Genomic DNA, 20,174 nt, shown 5'->3' on the forward strand with positions numbered 1-20,174 from the left:
TTACCACTAAACACTCGCACCCATTATTCATCATTGCTTAATATGTTAAGTATGGAGTAACAGCATGTTTCTCAAGAGCATATTTATTTACATAGCAGACTTTGTTTATGCTTAAGTTAAATCAGAGTTTTCCATACTTTCGTATGAAAAGAAACGCCCCATGCAAGGCTTAATTTTCACCATACACTGACTAATACGCACTCGGCGTTTTTAACTGGTGGAGATAAGATCATGGCCTCTAAAAAAATTAGCCAATTAAGCATAATTGCTATGGCGGTGCTTCTTGCTTTCTCACTCTCTGCCTGTAGCGGAAGCGGCGGGGGTTCACATTCAACGGCCAAAAACGGTACCACTTCGGGTAGCGGTTCTGGCGGTGGAGACGGCTCCGGCGGCGGCGATGGTAGCGGCGGCGGGAACGGTAATGGCAACTCGGGTAGCGGCAGCCAAACCGCTGGCAGCAGCATTCTGGGTGAAACCGGGAAAGCGGTATCCGGCGTGGGCGATACGTTGGGCGGTCTGGGTAGTCAGTTGACCAGCACGGCGGGCAACAACCCGGTCACCTCAACCATTTCAACTACCGTCACCGGCGTGGGTAACGCGGTCGATACCTTAGGAACCGGCGTAACCAACGGCGTTGGGAACTCATCAAACCCTAACGGCGTGGGGACGACGCTGCAGGGCACCACCAGTACCGTTACGGTGCTGGGGAATACGGTATCCGGCGTGGGTAGCAACCTGTCCACCAGCACCTCCGGCACTCCGGTTGCTGGGGTGACAGGGCTGGTCGGCAACGTGGTGAATAGCGCGGGTCAGATTGTCAGCAGCACCGGCACAGGCTTAACCAGCACCCTGCAAAGCCCAGGTGCCGTCGCCGCCACAACTGGCGTGACTTCCGTCGTCAATAACACGCTTTCTGGGGTCCAGGGCGTTACTCAGGGCGTCGGGACAACGACCGGTTTAGGCACTCCGGTTAACGGTCTGCTCACCCAGGTGGGTACCACCGTAAGCGGGCTTGGTAACAACGTCAGCACCTCAACGCCGGCACTGGGCGGCGTCGGGCAGGTGGTCACTAGCGTTGGGAATATCGTAACGGATGCCGGTGGCTTAGTGAAACCTACCGGCACCCAGACCAGCAGCGGTGGCCTGCTGGCGAGCGCTTCACTGGGCGGCACGGTCAGTTCATTAACCAATACGCTCAACGTCAGCACCTCTGCTAACGCCAGCGCCAGCAGCTCTTCAACCACTACCACGACCAGTCCTTTAGGTGGTCTGCTTAGCGGGTTAACGTTAAAAAAATAAGCTATATATTTATTAATGCTTTCCGTGCCCCCGCAATGGGGGCACGTTTTTCAGCAGAATAACAATAATCATCCTTGCACAATAAAATACACAAGGAACGCGTCATGAAAACGACCCTGGCTTATGCGCTATCGGGGGTTGTTCTGCTTAATATAGCCAGAGCAGACACATTACCCGCATTGATTGACCCCAATAACCCGGCAAAAGCGGAACATAACAGCACGCCACAAGCCCCTCCTACAGCAGCCCCGAGTTTAACCGTAAGCGTTCCTAAAAATAAATTAACGCCGGAAACGCTTATTAAAGTCGATCATATTCAATTTATTGGCGGCACGGTATATCCGTTAAAAGAGCTCTTGCAGCCTTTTGTTCCCTATGCACGCAAACAGGTTCCGTTAAAAACGCTGGTCGGGCTTATTAATGATATTACGCTGCGCTACCGCGCTGACGGCTATCCGCTCTCCTACGCGTGGCTTCCGGATGACAACTTTCATGACGGCACGATCAAAATCGTTCTGGTGGAAGGCTATGTTGCGCACAGCGACATTCAAAGTAATAACCCCAACCTGGCAGAGCGCTTAAAGCGGCTCGCCGCCAAAATCATGGCCGAGAAGCCGCTGACACAGGCAACCTTCGACCGCTATACCCAGTTGATGACCCGTACCCCCGGCGTCACCGTCGATGCCAGCGCGCAACTGCCGCAAAACATCTATGGCGCCGCGGCCATGCAGGCTAAAAGTATTCAGCCGCATATCTGGGATATTTCATCGACCATTGATACCCGTCGCAGCCAGAACATGGCCTTCGTCACCGGGTCGCTGAGCAACTTAACCAGCTATGGCGATCAGCTCGGGCTGGCGACATTGATTCCACTCGACAGCTCAACGCGGAAATCCTATTTAGGGTTGAACTATCAACAGTTCCTGACCGACGACGGGCTGATGATGCAGCTCAAAGGCAGCTTCTACCGCGACAACCCACGGGACTATACGCCGTTACAGTACTACTCGGGCGGCTACTTAGATTCCCGGCAGGAAACCACGCAATATAACGGCGGCGCGATGTTCAGCTATCCGATTATCTTAACCGGCAAGCAGCAGCTCAACGTCAATGGAGGCATCGACTACACCGACCGCCGGAATGACAACCACATCCGCCAGGTTGAGAACACACAAACGGTCGATAGCCTCGATCTCAAAAGCCACGTTCGCTACCCGGCATTTGAGTTCGGCATCAACGGCCTGCAGGCGTTTGACCGCGCCAGCATTAACGGCAAGCTGACGCTGCGTCAGGGCGTGGATATTTCATCAATGGCGGATGCCGCGCCGGCTTTCGGCAACGATCTCTCCTTCACGCTATGGAAAAGCAATATTGATGCGGCCTGGATGATCACCGACAAATGGCGGCTCTCCACCTCAATGGAGGGCGACTGGTCAGATAACGACTTGCCCGAACCCGAACGCATCAGCTTCGGCGCCCAGCGCTTTGGCCGCGGATATCAGGACGGAGAAGCCAGCGGTGACTACGGATACGGCGGGCAGCTTGAGCTGCGCTACGTGCATCCGATCAAAGAGAACAGCTGGGTTGCCACCGTGCAGCCGTACGTGCTGACCGACACCGCCCAGACCTGGTTCAACGCGCCGGGGTTGCCGCATCAGCGGCTTGCGTCTGTTGCCACCGGGGTGATGTTTGGCGATAACAAGCACTACAGCGTGACGGTCGAGGCCGCGCGCCCGGTGGGCGATGTGCCCACCGACAGCCACAATCGTGACTGGCGCTACAGCCTGACGTTCAGCTGGAACTTCAACAACCTACATTAATCCCGATACCGGGCGCTGGCTGACGTCAACACAGGCCAGCGCTCCCGTCGGACAGGCCGCCACACAGGCGGGGCCTTCTTCGCGGTGACGACATAAATCGCACTTTATCGCCTGCGGTCGTCGCCCCTGCACGCTGACGTTCATCGCCCCAAAAGGGCACGCCAGCATACAGCTCTTACAACCGATGCACAGTGCCTGCTGAACAGCAACCACGCCGTTTTCACGCTGGATCGCGCCGGTGGGGCACACGTTACTGCACGGCGCATCCTCACACTGATGGCAGGCCACCGCCGTGGAAAACGTCCCGCCCTTCACCACCCGAATGCGAGGAAGAAACGCCTCGCGCGAGACGCTAGCACACGCCTGTTCATCCTGATGCGCCACTACGCAGGCCACTTCACAGGTTCGACAGCCAATGCACTTTAAAGAATCAGCGACAATAAACGGGTTCATTCCCCACTCCGTTGCGAGAGATAAACCCTAAGAGTGCCAGAGCGGCGAGGCGATATGCTTTGATCCGAGGTGGGGAATGGGCATTTTTTGATAAATGCCAGAGTCAATTCAGTCGTTTGCCTCAGGCCGAATTGATATGTTCCTTACAGTACCGCCGCTTCCACGCGGCGGGCGTCAGCCCGGTGTGCTTACGGAAAATTTGTCGGAAATACCCCACATCGGCAAAACCGCACTGCTCGGCCACTTCTTTTAGTGAGCCTGCATGGTTACTCAGCAGCTTCTCCGCCGCCTTTACCCGCTGGCGATGGATGGCTTCGGTGATGGTGAGGTGGAAAACGCGGCGATAAACGCGCCCCAGATAGTCTGCGTTGCAGTGCAACTCCCGCGCCAGCATGGAGGTCGACAGCGGGAGATGGTAGCGCGTGTGGATCACCTGCTGGGCTTTCCATGCCAGCGCCGCGCCGCCTTCATCCTTTGGCTCCGCCTGCTGCGCCGAAAGCGAAATATGCTGCAATATCAACAGTAAAATCAGTTCAAGCGAGGCGTTGCGCTGAATTTTTTCCTGCTCGTTGAGAAACTGGCGAAACAACGATGTCAGGTAATGAGGGTCGTGTAGCGTGGTCTGCTGAGGGATAGCTAACTGCATTAACAGCGGGTGCGGCGATGCCGAGGCGCTAATCTCGAAATGCAGCCAGTAGAATTTCAGGTCGGCGGGAAAATCCTCGATACCAACGTGTCGGCGACCGGGCCAGAGCAACAGGCTATCGCCCGCGGCAACGTGAAAAATTCGCTCCTCCTCCTGAATCGCTAATGTCCCTTTTTCAACAAACAGCACCTCCCACGAACGCAGCCTGCGGGCCGGATGCCGACCCACGCCCCGGGAGATAAACAGCCCACCGTTTTGCACCTTAATCGGAAGCGCTATGGATAGATTGAGCATAAATATTAATAATCCCGCTTGTTCGCCAAAAACAAACACCCTTTCTATTTGATTATTAACAATTAAAATCGTTTATGCTCGATCACCTTCACACTTTTCTAATCAAGTCGGAATTACCCACTTTTTATACTTCTTTGTGACCTTGTTGGTCACCGTTTTCCAGGCAAAATTAAACAGGTCATGACACTACAACAATATCCCTACTAAAAGCAGACATCTCCACACTGCGAGGAGCATCCCATGACCGCTACACCCATTTCCACCAGCGAGGTTGTGCCGGGTACCCTGGACGAGAAGTTAACCGTTCGGGAGAAAATCGGCTACGGCCTTGGCGATGCAGGCGGCACCGTCATTACCTGTCTCATCGGCAACTTTCTCACCTTTTTCTACACCGACGTTTTTGGCCTGACGCCCGCGGTCGTTGGTACGCTATTTATGGTACTTCGCGTTTTTGATGCGATTTCCGACCCGATTATGGGCGTGGTCGCAGACCGTACCCGCAGCCGCTGGGGGCGCTTTCGCCCATGGCAGCTGTGGATTGCGGTTCCCATTGCCATCGTCGGCGTGCTGACCTTTACCGTGCCCGATGCCAGCATGGGCGTAAAAATTGCCTGGGCCTTCGGTACCTATCTGCTGCTCTCCATTAGCTACACCGCCATTAACGTCCCTTATTGCGCGCTGATTAACACCATGACGACGCGCCATAGCGAGGTGATCTCCTGCCAGGCCTGGCGCTTTGTACTGTGCGGCGTGGCGGGCTTTTTGGTCTCCGTCGGCCTGCCGTGGTTGGTGAACGTACTGGGTCAGGGCAACAGCGCTCAGGGCTATCAGTATGGCGTGGGCATCCTCTGCGCGATTGCCGCCGTGATGTTCCTGTGCTGCTTCTTCTGGGTTCGCGAGCGCGTTTCGCTGGACATGATGGGCAAATTCACCCTGCGTGAACACATCGCCGGGCTGCGTAAAAACGACCAACTGCTGCTGATGCTGCTGATGTCCTTCCTGCTGATCAACGTGTTTAATATTCGCGGCGGCGGCTATATGTACTTCATCACCTACGTCCTCGGCGGCTCTACCGGCTACACCTCGCTGTTCTTCACCATGGTGACCTTCGCGTCTATTTTCGGTTCGGTGATCATCAACTTCCTGTCGCGCCGCTTTGATACCGTCAAACTGTACTACCACACCAACCTGGTACTGGCGGCGCTCGCCGTGCTGATGTGGTTCTTACCGACCGGGGCCGCCTACCAGACGCTATGGCTGGCGGTTATCCTCGGCAACGGCATCATTCTGGGCTTTACGCTGCCGCTGCACTTCTCCCTGATGGCCTTCTCCGATGATTACGGCGAGTGGAAAACCGGCGTGCGTTCATCCGGCATGAACTTCGCCTTCAACCTGTTTTGTATCAAGCTCGCCTGGGCATCCAGCGCCGGCATCATCAGCCTGGTGTTTATCTACGTCGCCTATCAGCCGGGCGCAGGCAATCAAACCGCCTCGTCACTGGCCGGGATCACCGCCACCGAGACGCTGTTACCGGCGCTGTTCCACCTGCTGCTGGCGTTCTCCATCCGCGCCTGCAAGCTCACTAACCCAATGATGTCGCGCATTGCTACCGACCTGCGCGCGCGTCACGTTTCGTCCTGAGGAGTTTGTCATGTCCGCTATGGAAGTCGATTTGCATACCTTGAAAGTGAATGACCCGTTTTTCGCCCAGTACCAGCAGTTGGTGCGCGATGTGGTGATCCCGTATCAATGGGATGCGCTGAATGACCGGATAGACGACGCTGAGCCGAGCCACGCAATAGAGAATTTCCGCATCGCCGCCGGGCAGCAGGAGGGGGAATTTTACGGCATGGTCTTCCAGGACAGCGACGTAGCGAAATGGCTGGAAGCCGTCGCCTGGTCGCTATGCCAAAAGCCAGATGCCGAGCTTGAACGCACCGCCGATGAAGTCATCGAACTGGTGGCCGCCGCCCAGTGCGAAGACGGCTATCTCAACACCTACTTTACGGCGAAAGCGCCTGATGAACGCTGGACCAACCTGGCCGAATGCCACGAGCTTTACTGTGCCGGACATATGATAGAAGCGGGCGTAGCCTTCTTCCAGGCCACCGGCAAGCGCCGCCTGCTCGAGGTGGTATGCCGCCTGGCTGACCATATCTACCAGGTCTTTGGCACCGGTGAGCAGCAGATCCACGGCTATCCGGGCCACCCAGAGATCGAACTGGCGCTGATGCGTCTGTACGAAGTGACTCAGGAGTCACGCTACATGGCGCTGGTCAATTATTTCGTCGAAGAACGCGGCAAGCAGCCGCACTTCTATGACGACGAGTACGAAAAACGCGGTCACACCTCCTACTGGCATACCTACGGCCCGGCCTGGATGGTGAAAGATAAAGCCTACAGCCAGGCGCACCAGCCGCTTGCCGAGCAGCAAACCGCTATCGGCCATGCGGTGCGCTTTGTCTACCTGATGACCGGCGTGGCGCACCTTGCCCGGCTAAGCCATGACGAAAGTAAACGCCAGGACTGTCTGCGCCTGTGGAACAACATGGCGCAGCGTCAGCTGTACATTACTGGCGGCATCGGTTCACAAAGCAGCGGGGAAGCCTTTAGCAGCGACTACGACCTGCCGAACGACACGGTCTACGCCGAAAGTTGCGCCTCGATTGGCCTGATGATGCTCGCCCGCCGCATGCTGGAAATGGAAGGCGACAGCCAGTATGCCGACGTTATGGAACGCGCCCTGTACAACACGGTGCTTGGCGGTATGGCACTGGACGGGAAACACTTCTTCTACGTTAACCCGCTGGAAGTGCACCCGAAAACGCTGCAGTTTAACCACATCTACGATCACGTGAAGCCCGTGCGCCAGCGCTGGTTCGGCTGCGCCTGCTGCCCACCGAATATCGCCCGTGTACTGACGTCAATCGGCCACTATATCTATACGCCACGCGAAGATGCGCTGTACGTGAACCTCTACATTGGCAACAGCGTAGAAGTGCCGGTGGGCGACCAAACGCTGCGCCTGCGCATTAGCGGCAACTATCCGTGGCAGGAGCAGGTCAAGGTAGCCATTGATTCACCGGATCCGCTGACCCACACGCTGGCGCTGCGTCTGCCTGACTGGTGCAGCGCGCCGCAGGTGGCGCTGAACGGCCGTGATGTCGCCGGGACGGTGAAAAAAGGCTATCTGCATATCAGCCGCACCTGGGTTGAGGGCGATACGCTCACCCTGACAATGCCGATGCCGGTGCGCCGCGTCTACGGTAACCCGCTGGTGCGCCACGTCGCTGGGAAAGTCGCCGTGCAGCGTGGGCCGCTGGTCTACTGCCTGGAGCAGGCCGATAACGGTGAAGAACTGCATAACCTGTGGCTGCCGGATAACGCAGTGTTTACCGAGCTGGAAGGCAAAGGCATTTTCGCCCACAAGGTTTTGCTGCAGGCGCAAGGCGTGAAGTACGCCACGCGCCATCCAGAACAACAATCACTTTGGCATTACGATACGGCACCTGCCGAACGCCAGACACAGACGCTGACCTTTATTCCGTGGTTTAGCTGGGCTAACCGTGGCGAGGGGGAGATGCGTATTTGGGTTAACGAAGAAAAGTCAGCGGAGATGTAACCATTGTAGCCCGGACGAGGCGTGAATACGCCGACTCCGGGTTCTCCCCGGCGGCGCTGCGCTTGGCCGGGCTACAGGCACAAAAAAAGCAGAACGCGAGCGTTCTGCTTTTTTTTAACGCCGAGTCCGAATTACATCGCCGCGCGGAAAATCGCCATGATCTCTTCGTGGGTGGCCTGGATAGGGTTAGTGAAACCGCACGCGTCTTTCAGTGCGTTGGTTGCCAGCACCGGGATATCCTCTTCTTTCACGTTCAGGTCACGCAGGCCAGCAGGAATATTCACCTGACGCGCCAGTTTACGGATCGCATCAACGCATGCCGCCGCGCCCTGCTCGTCGTTCATCGCGCTCACGTCGATATTCATCGCTTTCGCGCAATCGCGCAGACGTGCAGCAGCCACTTTGCTGTTGAACACCTGAACGTGCGGCAGCAGTACCGCGTTGCAAACGCCGTGCGGCAGGTCGTAGAAACCGCCCAGTTGGTGCGCCATGGCGTGAACGTAGCCCAGGGAAGCATTGTTGAACGCCATGCCCGCCAGGAACTGCGCATAGGCCATCGCTTCACGCGCTTCGCTATTGCTGCCCTGTTCAACGGCAGTCGGCAGGTTTTCAACAATCATGGTGATCGCTTTCAGCGCACACGCATCGGTAATCGGCGTTGCGGCGATAGAAACGTAGGCTTCGATAGCATGAGTCAGCGCATCCATACCGGTGGCGGCAGTCAGCCCTTTCGGCATGCCTTCCATCAGGGAGGAGTCGTTAACGGACAGCACTGGCGTCACATGTTTGTCGACAATCGCCATTTTGATATGACGCGTCACGTCGGTGATGATGCAGAAACGGGTCATTTCAGACGCCGTACCCGCGGTAGTGTTAATCGCGATCATCGGCAGCTGCGGTTTTGCAGAGCGGTCAACGCCTTCGTAATCACGGATATCGCCGCCGTTGGCTGCCACCAGCGCGATCCCTTTCGCGCAGTCGTGCGGGGAACCACCGCCCAGGGAGATGACGCAATCGCAATCATTGGCGCGCAGCATTTCCAGACCTTCTTCAACGTTAACCGTCGTTGGGTTCGGATGAGTACCATCAAATACCACGCTCAGAATGTCGAATTCCTGCAGACGTTTCTGGATATCGCCCGCGACACCTAGCTTATTCAGCACCGCATCGGTGACAATCAGCGCACGGCGATAGCCATACGCTTTCATTGTATTCATTGCGTCATTCAACGCGCCATTACCGATGACATTCACTGATGGAATGAAAAAAGTCGATGCAGCCATGATAGTTCCTTTATTTAATAAGCAGGCTCCCGAGGCTATAGCAATATTTATCGAGAAAACCCGATCAAGTTGGCATTTTTATCCATGAATAAAATAAAAAGCACGCCATGTTATTGTTTATGGTGTGCTTTTTAGAGTTTTATATATCTATGTATTTTATTTGATATCTTTTCGCATTGATTTGTTAATTTTTATTATCCGGGAACAATAGCGCATCGCGTAATAAGTGGTCGTTGCCACGGCGGCGGGTAAAACCAATACGGTTAAAATATTCCAGTATCTGAATCGCCAGCTTACGGCCGACGTTGAGCTTATCGCGGAAATCCGCCGCGCAGGTCGAGCCTTTTTCCTGGTCGAGCTCGCGGATCATGCTCGCAAAGGTCACAATCCGGTCATTGCGATAATAGCGGTCTTTGACAATCGCGGTGATCATCCCCTGCTGCGCCGCCAGGCGTAACACGCTGCGCATGGTGTTCTCATCGGTAGCCGTTTGCGTCGCCAGGTCACGCACCCACCACGGCTCGTCGCCAAACAACGGCGCGGCTTTCTGCCATACCGCCTGCTGTTCATCGGTAAAGCCCGCTTTATGGTCCGGCAGATGCAGCCAACCGTGGTGGCTGGCAATCACGCCGCTTTCACGCATTTGCTCGATAAGCGTCAGCACCAGCGCTTCATCTTCCATCGGTAACGCAATGCGGCGTAAGCGCTCGCGCCCCGGGCCCGGCTCATCTTTGTGCTGCTCATGATAAATCGCCAGCGCGTCCAGCAGTTTGCGCTGCCAGCGGGCCGCCAGCGGCGCATCCAGCAGGCTGTCGCCCGCGAGAATAAAGCCCGGCTGAGCAATCAGCTTCTCAAGGCCCTGGGGACTCAACTGACGCGCCCAGGCAAAATCACGCAGATTAACGGCATCGCGGGTGAGATGCACCGCCAGCGCCTGCGCATCTTCTTTGGCCAGCGCCAATGCGGCAATCCACGCCAGATATTCAGGTTTACGCTTGCCGCGACGCGGCGAATTGAGCGTCACCACGCGTGCCCCGGCCAGCGTCACTTTTGCCGAGATATCGCGCAGTACCAGACGGTCGTTATCCGCCAGCCACAGCGGTGCATCGAGCACCAGTTCGGCCAGATTATCTTCCAGCAACGACACGCGCCCGGTGATATGGCTCGCCGCATGGTGAATATGCAACGGCTGCCACTGGGTCAGCGGTACGTGGCTTTGCAGTTCGACAATCACCCGTTCAGACGGCGCAGGCGGCGCTTCGCTCAGCAGCCAGTCACCACGGTTAAGATCTTCTTTTTGCGCGGCACCGGCGATATTCAGCGCAATACGTTGGCCACCGTGGGCCTGTTCGACAGGCTGATTCTGCGCATGCAGGCCGCGCACGCGCATCGGCGTGTCCATGCCGGTGAGCCACAGCGTGTCGCCCACGCGCACATCGCCCGACAGCGCCGTACCGGTCACCACCAGCCCCGCGCCTTTAACGGTAAACGCGCGGTCAATCGCCAGACGAAAACGCTGGTTTTCTGGATGTTCGCGGGCAGTCAGCTGGCGCAAATGGTCGCGCAGCGCATCAATACCGCGGTTTTCCGTCGCGGCGGTTTCAAACAGCGTCGCCTGCTCAAAGCCGTATTCACACAGAACATCGGCAACTTCACGGCGAACCTCTTCAATACGCGCGGCATCAACGCGGTCGACCTTGGTTAAGGCGACGGTCAGCGTCGGGTTACCGGTCAACTGAAGAATCGCCAGATGCTCACGCGTTTGTGCCATCACGCCGTCATCGCATGCCACCACCAGCAGGGCATGGTCAATGCCGCCAACACCTGCCAGCATATTGGAGAGGAATTTTTCATGCCCGGGGACGTCGATAAAGCCCAGCACACGCCCATCCGGCTGCGGCCAGTAGGCGTAACCGAGGTCAATCGTCATACCGCGGGATTTCTCTTCCGGCAGGCGGTCGGCGTTAATGCCGGTGAGCGCCTGCAGCAGGGTGGTTTTGCCGTGGTCTACGTGACCGGCGGTGGCAATAATCATTTCAGCAACATCTCCAGGAATCGGGGTTCATCTTCAAGGCAGCGTAAATCAAGCCACAGACGCCCATCATAAATACGGCCAATGACCGGAACGGGCAGGCTGCGCCAGGCGCTGGAAAGCGCCTCCAGCCGGCTACCTCTGCCATCCAGCGGCGTCAGCGCAATCGCGGCGCTCAGCAGGCTTTCAGACGGCAGCGAACCGCTACCAATCTGCGACGCGCACGGCATGACCTGCACCGCAAACTCATCGCCATAGCGCTGCTGCAGCGGCTCGCGCAGGCGTAACGCCTGCTGGTGAATCTCTTCCGCCGGGCGGCTTAGCAGACGCAGCGTCGGCAGCTCTGCCGCCAGTTTTTCCGGGTGCAAATAGAGGCGCAGCGTGGCTTCCAGCGCGGCGAGCGTCATTTTATCGGCGCGCAGCGCACGTTTAAGCGGGTGCTGCTGTAACTGGGCTATCAGCGCCTTTTTACCAACGATAATCCCGGCCTGCGGGCCACCGAGCAGTTTGTCGCCGGAGAAGCTGACCAGGCTGACGCCTGCGGCAATCATCTCCTGCGGCATGGGTTCTTTCGGCAGACCGTAGCGGCTGAGATCGATAAGCGAACCGCTGCCGAGATCGGCAACTACCGGTACACCGAGCTCGCGGCCAATTTCCGCCAGCTCCGCTTCTTCTACCGATTTGGTAAAGCCTTCAATGCTGTAGTTGCTGGTATGCACCTTCATCAGCAGCCCGGTGTTGTCGTTGAAGGCCTGACGGTAATCTTTCGCGTGAGTGCGGTTGGTGGTGCCGACTTCATGCAGCACACAGCCCGCCTGACGCATCACGTCGGGAATGCGAAACGCTCCGCCAATCTCCACCAGCTCACCGCGTGAAACCACCACTTCTTTCCCGCTCGCCGTTGCCGCCAGCATCAGCAGCACCGCCGCCGCGTTGTTGTTCACGATGCAGGCATCTTCCGCACCGGTTAAACGGCACAGCAGGTCGGCCAGCGCGCGGTCACGGTGGCCTCGCCCCGCACCGTCGAGATCGTACTCCAGCGTCACCGGGTCACGCATTGCCTGGGTGACGGCATCAATCGCCGCCTGCGCCTGCTGCGCGCGCCCGAGGTTGGTGTGCAGCACGGTACCCGTCAGGTTGATGACCGGGCGTAATGCGCTTTGCGCATCGCGGTTCAAACGGCACAGCGTCTCCTGCGCCCAATTTTCGCACCAGGCGGGAAGCGTCTGCTGCTCGCGAATGCAAAGGCGCGCCTCGTCCTGCATCTGGCGGAGCTGTTCCACCACCTGCGAGTGACCATGGGTATCGAGTAAACGGGCAAAAGCGGGATCGCGAAGCAGGCGATCGGTCGCCGGAAGCTGACTGTAGAGCGAACGGGTATCGGTAGTCATGAATAGGCCTGACGGTTAAATGTTACCCCTCCCGACGGGAGAGGGAGTCATAAGGGAGGGATTGTACAATGTACAGCGGCTCCGCGTTATAGCGTTCAATCAAGCCTTTGGCGGTTCGGTGCGCGCAAAGCTTTCACGCAGGAAGAGCGTTTCGGCGAGCTTCACCAGATTTGGCCTTTCCACGCACCAGCCCGGCGCAATGCGGCGGAAGTTCAGGTAACCAATCGCACAGGCAATCGCGATGGTGGCCAGGTTGAGGGTGTCGGTTTTTAGCATACCGTCGGCCAGATAGCCTTCCAGCGCATCCAGGCTGCGGCGAATTTTTTCACGCTGGCGCAGCACTTCGGCTTCCGACTGCTGCGCGGCTGGGCGAGCCTGTTCACGTACGGAGGCCAGGCCAGCATCCATAATGCCGTCAGCCAGCGATTCCATCTGACGTACTTTCAGCGCGGCTAGCGGGTCACGCGGCACCATCTCCGGCGCAACGCCCAACAGCTCGATGTACTCGGCGATAATCGGTGAGTCGAACCAGCACTCGCCGTCATCCGTCACCAGCGCGGGCACTTTACCCAGCGGGTTGTACTGCGCCACGCCGTTTTCAGCGTTGTAGGGCTGTTCGTTAACAAACTCAAAGGCGATCCCCTTTTCCAGTAAGAGGACCGATATTTTGCGTACAAATGGGCTGGTGTAGCTGCCGACCAGTTTCATTATCATCTCCTTTGCGCCAACAAAGAGATCAGTATGGCTCAGGCAGCCGCGTTCGCCCTCTGCTTTTTACCCGTCTAGTGATCCAGATAGAGATAATGCATCCAGCTGGTCATACGCAGCAGGACTTTACGCATTACCGAGACGTGGGCGAAATGGTCAGAGTAAACGGCAACCTGCGCGTAGATACCGTCCGGCAGTGAATCCACCTCTTCGTTAGGGTCTAAATCAATCAGCGCCATGACGCCGTCCGTCCCCGGCACCACCGTCAGCGATTGCAGCGCCCCCTGCGCCTGATACGAGCCCCCGGGCACCACCGGCAGTATGCTGGCGAGCTTACCGTGGAACACCTGGCCGGGCAGCGCGTTAAACACCACTTCAGCATCATCGCCCGCTTCCAGTCGCAGCAGCGAGTTCTGGCGGAACTGCGCCACTATCTGCCGTTTTTGTTCCGGGATAAACACCATCACCGGGCGCAGCGGCAGTGCGGCGGCGTAGGTACCTGGGCGAATCAGCACCTGCGTGGCGTAGCCGTCGCTCGGAGCGCGAACCACCGTCTGGTCGAGGTTATATTTGGCTTCCGCCAACTGTGCGCGCAGGCTGACAATCTGCGACTGCTCACCGTTGACCATGCTGTCCAGTTGGCTCTTAATTTGCGACTGCTCAGCAACCGAGCCTTTGACCATCGCATCCTGGGCCAGATAGTTCTGCCGGGCGTTGTCGATATCGCTTTCGGAGAAAGGGTTCACCCGTGCCTGGCTGCCCTTGAGATAGCGCTGGTAGTCTTTGTACAAGCGGTCACGCTCTGCGGAAACCCGCGTGGTATTGGCCTGCGCTTCGGAAAGCTGGCCCTTCAGGGTATCAACATTGTGCGTGGCGGTGACGAGGTCAGCCTGGAGGCGGTCGACCCGCGCCTGATAGCGGGTTGGGTCGAGTTTAAATAACACCTCGCCTTTTTTAATCAGCTGGTTATTTTTATCCGTCACTTCACTGACCACGCCGGTGACCTGCGGCGTAATCGGAATGGAAATCACCGCCTTCTGGGCCGTAAAGGTATAAGGGTGGTTATAGTTCATTAATAAAATAAGTCCGCTAACTAAAAAGACACCGCCTAATGCCGCGGTGGCCAGCGTCCATTGATTCACCGGAATACGGAATATTTTAAATACCGCCCACGCGAGCGCGACGTAGGTCAAAACAATCAGCAGATCCATGTTTATTGCTCCGCAGTCGTGTCAGCCGAGGGGCGAATTTCCGCCAACTTTTGCTCAAGCTCCGTCACCCTTTGGGTAAGCCGGGCAAGCGTATCGTCAGCAGGTGGCTGAGGCTCTGGCGCAGGAATATGCGACTGCATGCCCCACCCCCGGTCGGGCTGGTAGAGCGTCGCCCAGATCCATAAAAACGGCCATATCACATGCAGAGTAAACAGACTAACCCACCCGGCGGTATGAATCGCATCGGCATGGGGATGGTTGCGTTTTTTCGCGATGTTATAGGGAATATCATGAATCATGATGATTCCGTAAAACAGCACCAGAAAGACGAAGATGAGCACACCCAACGCAAAATAGTTTAGAAACATACCTGCCTCAGATTCACGCTATTCGGGTTTTTGAGATATTTGGCGGCCGAAGACACGACTGACCGATATGTTGAAAATAATGCTCAAACGCTATTTTCGCCATCACCCGGCGGGGTAATTTTTATTTCTGGAGAGAGGCAAAGCCTATCCCGGGTAATACCCAGTGCATTACCCGTTTGAGAAACAGCCCAAACCGACGCTATTTGTGCTGCGAATCTACCGGACGGTACAGGTTGCGATAGTAGGCCAAACGCTCAAGGAACATCCCGGCTTTATCTTCCGGAATATCGTCCGGCACGCGATCGTTATGCGGCTTTTTGTGCAGGTACTCGACAAACGCCTGGCTGGAGGCCATAAAATCGACCGCTTTATCGATAATCTGCGGAATGTTTTCACCCATTTTATTGCTCATCGCACGTCCTCCTCATCGATTAACCTTATCTTAAGAATGGATAATCAACGCCAACCCGGTTAAGGAAAATGTGCGGATTTTTGTCACTTATTTTCAAAAAAGCGATCGCGTTAACTCATTCTATAAATCACTTTATAATTCATATTGTTATTTAAATAATTTGCTAATTATCACACAAAGAAACTTCTCCATTTTGTATAATTAACTACCAGAAATGAGCGACAACGCGCATACTAGAGGCTATTACGTCTATTTGTTATCAGATACCGGCAACATGAAAGAAATCGAAAAAAACGAAATTAAACGCCTGAGCGACCTGCTTGATGCGATCCGCCACCAGCAGGCAGCGCTGTCCCTGGTGGAAGGCGCCGAAAAGTACGCTGAGCTTGAAGTTGAAAAAACCAAGCTTGAAACGGAAATCGCGCGTCTGCGTGAAGTCCGTACTCAGAAGCTGAGTAAAGAAGCACAGCAACTGACCAAACTGCCGTTCAGCCGTGCGATTACCAAAAAAGAACAGGCCGACATGGGCAAGCTGAAGAAAAGCGTCCGCGGTCTGGTGGTTGTACACCCAATGAGCGCGCTTGGCCGCGAAATGGGCCTGCAGGAGATGACCGGGTTCGCGAAGAGCGAGTTCTAAGTCACCTCCCCTGAACCTTCTCCCGCCGGGAGAAGGTTGTCTTTCCTCCCCAAAACCTCTCCCGCAATTGGCCCAACCAATTTCACAACCAAATCGCTATTGGTTCACAATTCCATAATCTCTAGTCACAAACACATTGCTAGAACATAACATTTAGTTAACCATTCATTGGCATTACCCCTATATCACCATATTGGCAGGGCCACTTTTACACAAACCGTGACGCAGAGCTGAGCATAGACTCACCGCAACCGGCGCGTGTGGCCCCCTGGAGACCTGCATGAGCCTCTGGCAACAAAACTACGACCCGGCTGGGAATATCTGGCTGTCTAGTCTGATCGCATCACTTCCGATCCTGTTCTTCTTCTTCGCGCTGATTAAGCTCAAGCTGAAAGGCTATGTCGCGGCAAGCTGGACGGTATTTATCGCGCTGGCCGTGGCGCTGTTGTTCTACAAGATGCCGGTTGATCGCGCGCTGGCGTCGGTGGTTTACGGCTTCTTCTACGGCCTGTGGCCGATTGCCTGGATTATTATCGCCGCTGTCTTCGTCTACAAAATCTCGGTGAAGACCGGACAGTTCGACATTATTCGTTCGTCGATCCTCTCGATTACCCCGGACCAGCGCCTGCAAATGCTGATTGTTGGCTTCTCCTTCGGTGCATTCCTCGAAGGGGCGGCGGGCTTTGGCGCGCCGGTGGCGATTACCGCCGCGCTGTTGGTTGGCCTTGGCTTTAATCCGCTGTATGCCGCAGGCCTGTGCCTTATCGTCAACACCGCGCCAGTGGCGTTCGGTGCGATGGGGATCCCTATTCTGGTTGCCGGTCAGGTTACCGGGCTCGATAGCTTCCACATTGGCCAGATGGTGGGTCGTCAACTGCCGTTTCTGACCATTATCGTACTGTTCTGGATCATGGCGATTATGGACGGCTGGCGCGGCGTCAAAGAGACCTGGCCTGCCGTGATGGTCGCGGGCGGTTCGTTTGCTATCGCCCAGTACCTCAGCTCCAACTTCCTCGGGCCGGAACTGCCGGACATCATCTCTTCATTGGTTTCTCTGGTGTGTCTGACGCTGTTCCTCAAGCGCTGGCAGCCGGTACGTATTTTCCGCTTTGGCGATATGGGCGCTTCGCAGGTCGATATGAACCTGTCACGCACTCACTACACCGCCGGGCAAGTGGTTCGCGCCTGGTCGCCGTTCCTGTTCCTGACCGCGACCGTCACCCTGTGGAGCATCCCTCCGTTTAAAGCACTGTTCGCACCGGGCGGCGCGTTGTATGACCTGGTGATTAACATTTCAGTACCGTACCTCGACAAGCTGGTTGCTCGTATGCCGCCGGTGGTAAGTCAGGCCACGGCCTATGCGGCGGTCTATAAGTTTGACTGGCTGTCAGCGACCGGCACCGCGATTCTGTTTGCTGCCCTGCTTTCTATCGTCTGGCTGCGTATGAAGCCAAAAGATGCCATCAGCACCTTTGGCTCCACGCTGAAAGAGCTGGCGTTACCGATTTACTCCATCGGCATGGTGCTGGCGTTCGCCTTTATCTCGAACTACTCCGGCCTGTCGTCGACGCTGGCACTGGCGCTGGCGCATACCGGCCATGCGTTCACCTTCTTCTCACCGTTCCTGGGTTGGCTCGGCGTGTTCCTGACCGGTTCAGACACCTCTTCTAACGCCCTGTTCGCCGCGCTTCAGGCGACCGCCGCGCAGCAGATTGGCGTGTCGGATGTGCTGTTGGTTGCCGCCAACACCACCGGCGGCGTGACCGGGAAGATGATTTCACCGCAGTCCATCGCCATTGCCTGTGCGGCGGTTGGCCTGGTGGGTAAAGAGTCTGACCTGTTCCGCTTTACCGTGAAACACAGCCTGATCTTCACCTGTATGGTGGGCGTGATAACGACGCTGCAGGCTTACGTCTTAACCAGGATGATTCCGTGATAATACTGCCCAAACGTCTGTCAGACGATGTCGCCTGCCGCGTGCGGGCACTGATTGAAGAACAGCAACTGGAGGCGGGCATGCGATTGCCCGCCGAAAGAAAGCTGGCAGCTCAGCTTGGCGTCTCGCGCAACTCTCTGCGCGAAGCGCTGGCGAAGCTGGTGAGCGAAGGACTACTGCTTAGCCGTCGCGGCGGCGGCACCTTCGTGCGCTGGCAACATGAGGGCTGGTCTGAACAGAATATTGTGCAGCCGCTGAAAACCCTGCTGGCCGATGACCAGGACTACAGTTTCGATATCCTTGAAGCTCGTCACGCCATCGAAGCCAGCACCGCATGGTACGCCGCGATGCGCGCGACCGATGCCGACAAAGAAAAAATCCGCCTCTGCTTTGAAGCCACCCAGAGCGACGACCCGGATCTCGCCTCGCAGGCCGACGTGCGTTTCCATCTGGCCATCGCTGAGGCATCCCATAACGTGGTGCTGCTGCAAACCATGCGCGGCTTTTTCGACCTCCTGCAGTCCTCGGTCATTCAGAGCCGCGAGCGCATGTATCTGGTGCCACCGGTCTTTGCGAAGCTCACCGAGCAGCATCTGGCCGTACTGAACGCCATTACCGCTGGCGATGCCGAAGGCGCCCGTCAGGCGATGATGGCGCACCTCGGCTTTGTCCACACCACCATTAAACGTTTTGATGAAGACCTGGCCCGCCAGGCGCGGATCACCCGCCTGCCCGACGACCACACTGAACTTTCCAGGGAGAAAAAAGCATGATTATTTCCGCCGCGAGCGACTATCGCGCTGCCGCCCAGCGCATCCTGCCACCGTTCTTGTTCCACTATATTGACGGTGGCGCGTATACAGAACACACCCTGCGTCGCAACGTGGAAGACCTGTCAGATGTGGCGCTGCGCCAGCGCATCTTAAGAAATATGTCCGACCTGAGCCTCGAAACTACGCTGTTCAAAGAGCAGCTTTCGATGCCAGTGGCCCTGGCACCGGTTGGCCTGTGCGGTATGTACGCCCGTCGCGGTGAGGTGCAGGCCGCCGCCGCCGCTGATGCCAAAGGTATTCCGTTTACGCTTTCCACCGTATCGGTTTGCCCAATTGAAGAAGTGGCACCAACCATCAAGCGCCCGATGTGGTTCCAGCTTTACGTGCTGCGCGATCGCGGCTTTATGCGCAACGCGCTGGAGCGCGCCAAAGCGGCGGGCTGTTCAACGCTGGTCTTTACCGTTGATATGCCAACCCCAGGCGCGCGCTACCGCGATGCTCACTCCGGCATGAGCGGCCCGAATGCCGCCATGCGCCGCTACTGGCAGGCCGCCACCCATCCACAGTGGGCGTGGGACGTGGGCCTGAACGGTCGCCCGCACGACTTAGGCAATATCTCCACCTACCTCGGCAAGCCAACCGGGCTGGAAGATTACATCGGCTGGCTGGCGAATAACTTCGATCCATCCATCTCGTGGAAAGACCTGGAGTGGATCCGCGAATTCTGGGATGGCCCGATGGTGATCAAAGGGATCCTCGACCCGGAAGATGCCCGCGACGCGGTGCGCTTCGGCGCCGACGGGATCGTCGTCTCCAACCACGGCGGCCGCCAGCTCGACGGCGTGCTCTCTTCCGCTCGCGCGCTGCCGGCGATTGCCGATGCGGTGAAAGGTGATATTACGATCCTGGCCGACAGCGGTATCCGTAACGGCCTGGACGTGGTGCGCATGATTGCGCTGGGTGCGGATAGCGTGCTGTTAGGCCGCGCGTATCTGTATGCGCTGGCGACACACGGCCAGGCGGGCGTGGCTAATCTGCTGAATCTGGTTGAGAAAGAGATGAAGGTGGCGATGACGCTGACCGGAGCGAAATCGATTAAAGAGATTAGCCGTGATTCGCTAGTGCAGAGCGGCGAAGTGGCGCAGGCGTTTGGAGCAATTAAACAAGGGAGCGCGGCGTAGGTCCGTGCGGTTTTTCCCCCTCACCCTAACCCTCTCCCCGTAGGGGCGAGGGGACTGTTCTGTATCGTTTGCTCGCCCGCAGACCTGCTCTGCTCCCTCTCCCTTTCA

17 protein-coding genes are annotated in these 20,174 nt (G+C 56.9%); 8 read left to right on the forward strand and 9 right to left on the reverse strand.

What is annotated here, in order from left to right:
- The first annotated feature begins 231 nt into the window (after nucleotides 1-231).
- Together FHC49_RS19915 and FHC49_RS19920 are read left to right on the forward strand one after the other, a co-directional pair.
- Nucleotides 232-1,299: a collagen-like triple helix repeat-containing protein gene (locus tag FHC49_RS19915; protein ID WP_185667449.1), complete on the forward strand. Its 1,068-nt coding sequence runs from the start codon at nucleotides 232-234 to the stop codon at nucleotides 1,297-1,299.
- 104 nt (nucleotides 1,300-1,403) lie between these two features.
- Nucleotides 1,404-3,119: a ShlB/FhaC/HecB family hemolysin secretion/activation protein gene (locus tag FHC49_RS19920; protein WP_220440686.1), complete on the forward strand. Its 1,716-nt coding sequence runs from the start codon at nucleotides 1,404-1,406 to the stop codon at nucleotides 3,117-3,119.
- Here FHC49_RS19920 and FHC49_RS19925 read toward each other — a convergent pair.
- Nucleotides 3,111-3,572, reverse strand: a complete 462-nt coding sequence (locus tag FHC49_RS19925) for a 4Fe-4S dicluster domain-containing protein (protein ID WP_220440687.1) — start codon at nucleotides 3,570-3,572, stop codon at nucleotides 3,111-3,113. The genes FHC49_RS19920 and FHC49_RS19925 overlap by 9 nt on opposite strands.
- A gap of 121 nt (nucleotides 3,573-3,693) precedes the next feature.
- Complete coding sequence (locus FHC49_RS19930; protein WP_185667452.1) at nucleotides 3,694-4,512, reverse strand: helix-turn-helix domain-containing protein; 819 nt, start codon at nucleotides 4,510-4,512, stop codon at nucleotides 3,694-3,696.
- Nucleotides 4,513-4,752: 240 nt separating this feature from the next.
- Here FHC49_RS19930 and FHC49_RS19935 point away from each other — a divergent pair, with 240 nt between their 5' ends.
- Nucleotides 4,753-6,153, forward strand: a complete 1,401-nt coding sequence (locus FHC49_RS19935; RefSeq protein ID WP_220440688.1) for an MFS transporter — start codon at nucleotides 4,753-4,755, stop codon at nucleotides 6,151-6,153.
- Nucleotides 6,154-6,163: 10 nt separating this feature from the next.
- Nucleotides 6,164-8,134, forward strand: coding sequence for a glycoside hydrolase family 127 protein (locus FHC49_RS19940; protein WP_220440689.1), 1,971 nt, complete (start codon nucleotides 6,164-6,166; stop codon nucleotides 8,132-8,134).
- A gap of 131 nt (nucleotides 8,135-8,265) precedes the next feature.
- Here FHC49_RS19940 and yiaY read toward each other — a convergent pair whose 3' ends face one another.
- The 7 genes from yiaY to FHC49_RS19975 form a co-directional block, all read right to left on the reverse strand.
- The gene (gene yiaY, locus FHC49_RS19945) at nucleotides 8,266-9,417 is read right to left on the reverse strand and encodes an L-threonine dehydrogenase (RefSeq protein WP_185667455.1); all 1,152 of its coding nucleotides are present in this window, start codon (nucleotides 9,415-9,417) and stop codon (nucleotides 8,266-8,268) included.
- A gap of 184 nt (nucleotides 9,418-9,601) precedes the next feature.
- Nucleotides 9,602-11,452: a selenocysteine-specific translation elongation factor gene (gene selB, locus FHC49_RS19950; protein ID WP_185667456.1), complete on the reverse strand. Its 1,851-nt coding sequence runs from the start codon at nucleotides 11,450-11,452 to the stop codon at nucleotides 9,602-9,604.
- Nucleotides 11,449-12,840 (reverse strand): L-seryl-tRNA(Sec) selenium transferase, encoded by a 1,392-nt coding sequence (gene selA / locus FHC49_RS19955; protein WP_220440690.1) that lies wholly within the window; start codon nucleotides 12,838-12,840, stop codon nucleotides 11,449-11,451. The genes selB and selA overlap by 4 nt, the downstream gene beginning before the upstream one ends.
- 99 nt (nucleotides 12,841-12,939) lie before the next feature.
- Complete coding sequence (locus FHC49_RS19960) at nucleotides 12,940-13,548, reverse strand: glutathione S-transferase (RefSeq protein WP_220440691.1); 609 nt, start codon at nucleotides 13,546-13,548, stop codon at nucleotides 12,940-12,942.
- Nucleotides 13,549-13,622: 74 nt separating this feature from the next.
- Nucleotides 13,623-14,759 carry an HlyD family secretion protein gene (locus FHC49_RS19965; protein ID WP_220440692.1) on the reverse strand — a complete coding sequence of 379 codons (1,137 nt, stop codon included), beginning with the start codon at nucleotides 14,757-14,759 and terminating at the stop codon, nucleotides 13,623-13,625.
- A 2-nt stretch (nucleotides 14,760-14,761) separates the two neighbouring features.
- Nucleotides 14,762-15,127, reverse strand: a complete 366-nt coding sequence (locus tag FHC49_RS19970; protein ID WP_220440693.1) for a DUF3302 domain-containing protein — start codon at nucleotides 15,125-15,127, stop codon at nucleotides 14,762-14,764.
- A 199-nt stretch (nucleotides 15,128-15,326) separates the two neighbouring features.
- Nucleotides 15,327-15,539 (reverse strand): hypothetical protein, encoded by a 213-nt coding sequence (locus tag FHC49_RS19975; RefSeq protein WP_185667461.1) that lies wholly within the window; start codon nucleotides 15,537-15,539, stop codon nucleotides 15,327-15,329.
- A gap of 274 nt (nucleotides 15,540-15,813) precedes the next feature.
- Here FHC49_RS19975 and FHC49_RS19980 point away from each other — a divergent pair, with 274 nt between their 5' ends.
- The 4 genes from FHC49_RS19980 (at nucleotide 15,814) to lldD (ending at nucleotide 20,066) form a co-directional block, all read left to right on the forward strand.
- Nucleotides 15,814-16,176, forward strand: coding sequence for a YibL family ribosome-associated protein (locus tag FHC49_RS19980; RefSeq protein WP_185667462.1), 363 nt, complete (start codon nucleotides 15,814-15,816; stop codon nucleotides 16,174-16,176).
- Between the two features lie 280 nt (nucleotides 16,177-16,456).
- Nucleotides 16,457-18,112 carry an L-lactate permease gene (gene lldP / locus FHC49_RS19985; protein WP_220440694.1) on the forward strand — a complete coding sequence of 552 codons (1,656 nt, stop codon included), beginning with the start codon at nucleotides 16,457-16,459 and terminating at the stop codon, nucleotides 18,110-18,112.
- On the forward strand, nucleotides 18,109-18,885 hold the full coding sequence (lldR, locus tag FHC49_RS19990; RefSeq protein WP_220440695.1) for a transcriptional regulator LldR: 777 nt from the start codon (nucleotides 18,109-18,111) through the stop codon (nucleotides 18,883-18,885). The genes lldP and lldR overlap by 4 nt, the downstream gene beginning before the upstream one ends.
- On the forward strand, nucleotides 18,882-20,066 hold the full coding sequence (lldD, locus tag FHC49_RS19995; protein ID WP_220440696.1) for an FMN-dependent L-lactate dehydrogenase LldD: 1,185 nt from the start codon (nucleotides 18,882-18,884) through the stop codon (nucleotides 20,064-20,066). The genes lldR and lldD overlap by 4 nt, the downstream gene beginning before the upstream one ends.
- Nucleotides 20,067-20,174: the final 108 nt, after the last annotated feature.

The sequence above is a fragment of the Kluyvera sp. EC_51 genome (genome assembly GCF_019584505.1).
GTDB classification, from domain to species: Bacteria; Pseudomonadota; Gammaproteobacteria; order Enterobacterales; family Enterobacteriaceae; genus Kluyvera; species Kluyvera sichuanensis.

Excerpts from the sequence above, each read along its gene's own strand:
- FHC49_RS19915 (WP_185667449.1), top strand. The coding sequence starts at position 232 with ATGGCCTCTAAAAAAATTAGCCAATTAAGCATAATTGCTATGGCGGTG.
- FHC49_RS19920 (WP_220440686.1), top strand. The coding sequence starts at position 1,404 with ATGAAAACGACCCTGGCTTATGCGCTATCGGGGGTTGTTCTGCTTAAT.
- FHC49_RS19925 (WP_220440687.1), bottom strand. The coding sequence starts at position 3,572 with ATGAACCCGTTTATTGTCGCTGATTCTTTAAAGTGCATTGGCTGTCGA.
- FHC49_RS19930 (WP_185667452.1), bottom strand. The coding sequence starts at position 4,512 with ATGCTCAATCTATCCATAGCGCTTCCGATTAAGGTGCAAAACGGTGGG.
- FHC49_RS19935 (WP_220440688.1), top strand. The coding sequence starts at position 4,753 with ATGACCGCTACACCCATTTCCACCAGCGAGGTTGTGCCGGGTACCCTG.
- FHC49_RS19940 (WP_220440689.1), top strand. The coding sequence starts at position 6,164 with ATGTCCGCTATGGAAGTCGATTTGCATACCTTGAAAGTGAATGACCCG.
- yiaY (WP_185667455.1), bottom strand. The coding sequence starts at position 9,417 with ATGGCTGCATCGACTTTTTTCATTCCATCAGTGAATGTCATCGGTAAT.
- selB (WP_185667456.1), bottom strand. The coding sequence starts at position 11,452 with ATGATTATTGCCACCGCCGGTCACGTAGACCACGGCAAAACCACCCTG.
- selA (WP_220440690.1), bottom strand. The coding sequence starts at position 12,840 with ATGACTACCGATACCCGTTCGCTCTACAGTCAGCTTCCGGCGACCGAT.
- FHC49_RS19960 (WP_220440691.1), bottom strand. The coding sequence starts at position 13,548 with ATGAAACTGGTCGGCAGCTACACCAGCCCATTTGTACGCAAAATATCG.
- FHC49_RS19965 (WP_220440692.1), bottom strand. The coding sequence starts at position 14,759 with ATGGATCTGCTGATTGTTTTGACCTACGTCGCGCTCGCGTGGGCGGTA.
- FHC49_RS19970 (WP_220440693.1), bottom strand. The coding sequence starts at position 15,127 with ATGTTTCTAAACTATTTTGCGTTGGGTGTGCTCATCTTCGTCTTTCTG.
- FHC49_RS19975 (WP_185667461.1), bottom strand. The coding sequence starts at position 15,539 with ATGAGCAATAAAATGGGTGAAAACATTCCGCAGATTATCGATAAAGCG.
- FHC49_RS19980 (WP_185667462.1), top strand. The coding sequence starts at position 15,814 with ATGAAAGAAATCGAAAAAAACGAAATTAAACGCCTGAGCGACCTGCTT.
- lldP (WP_220440694.1), top strand. The coding sequence starts at position 16,457 with ATGAGCCTCTGGCAACAAAACTACGACCCGGCTGGGAATATCTGGCTG.
- lldD (WP_220440696.1), top strand. The coding sequence starts at position 18,882 with ATGATTATTTCCGCCGCGAGCGACTATCGCGCTGCCGCCCAGCGCATC.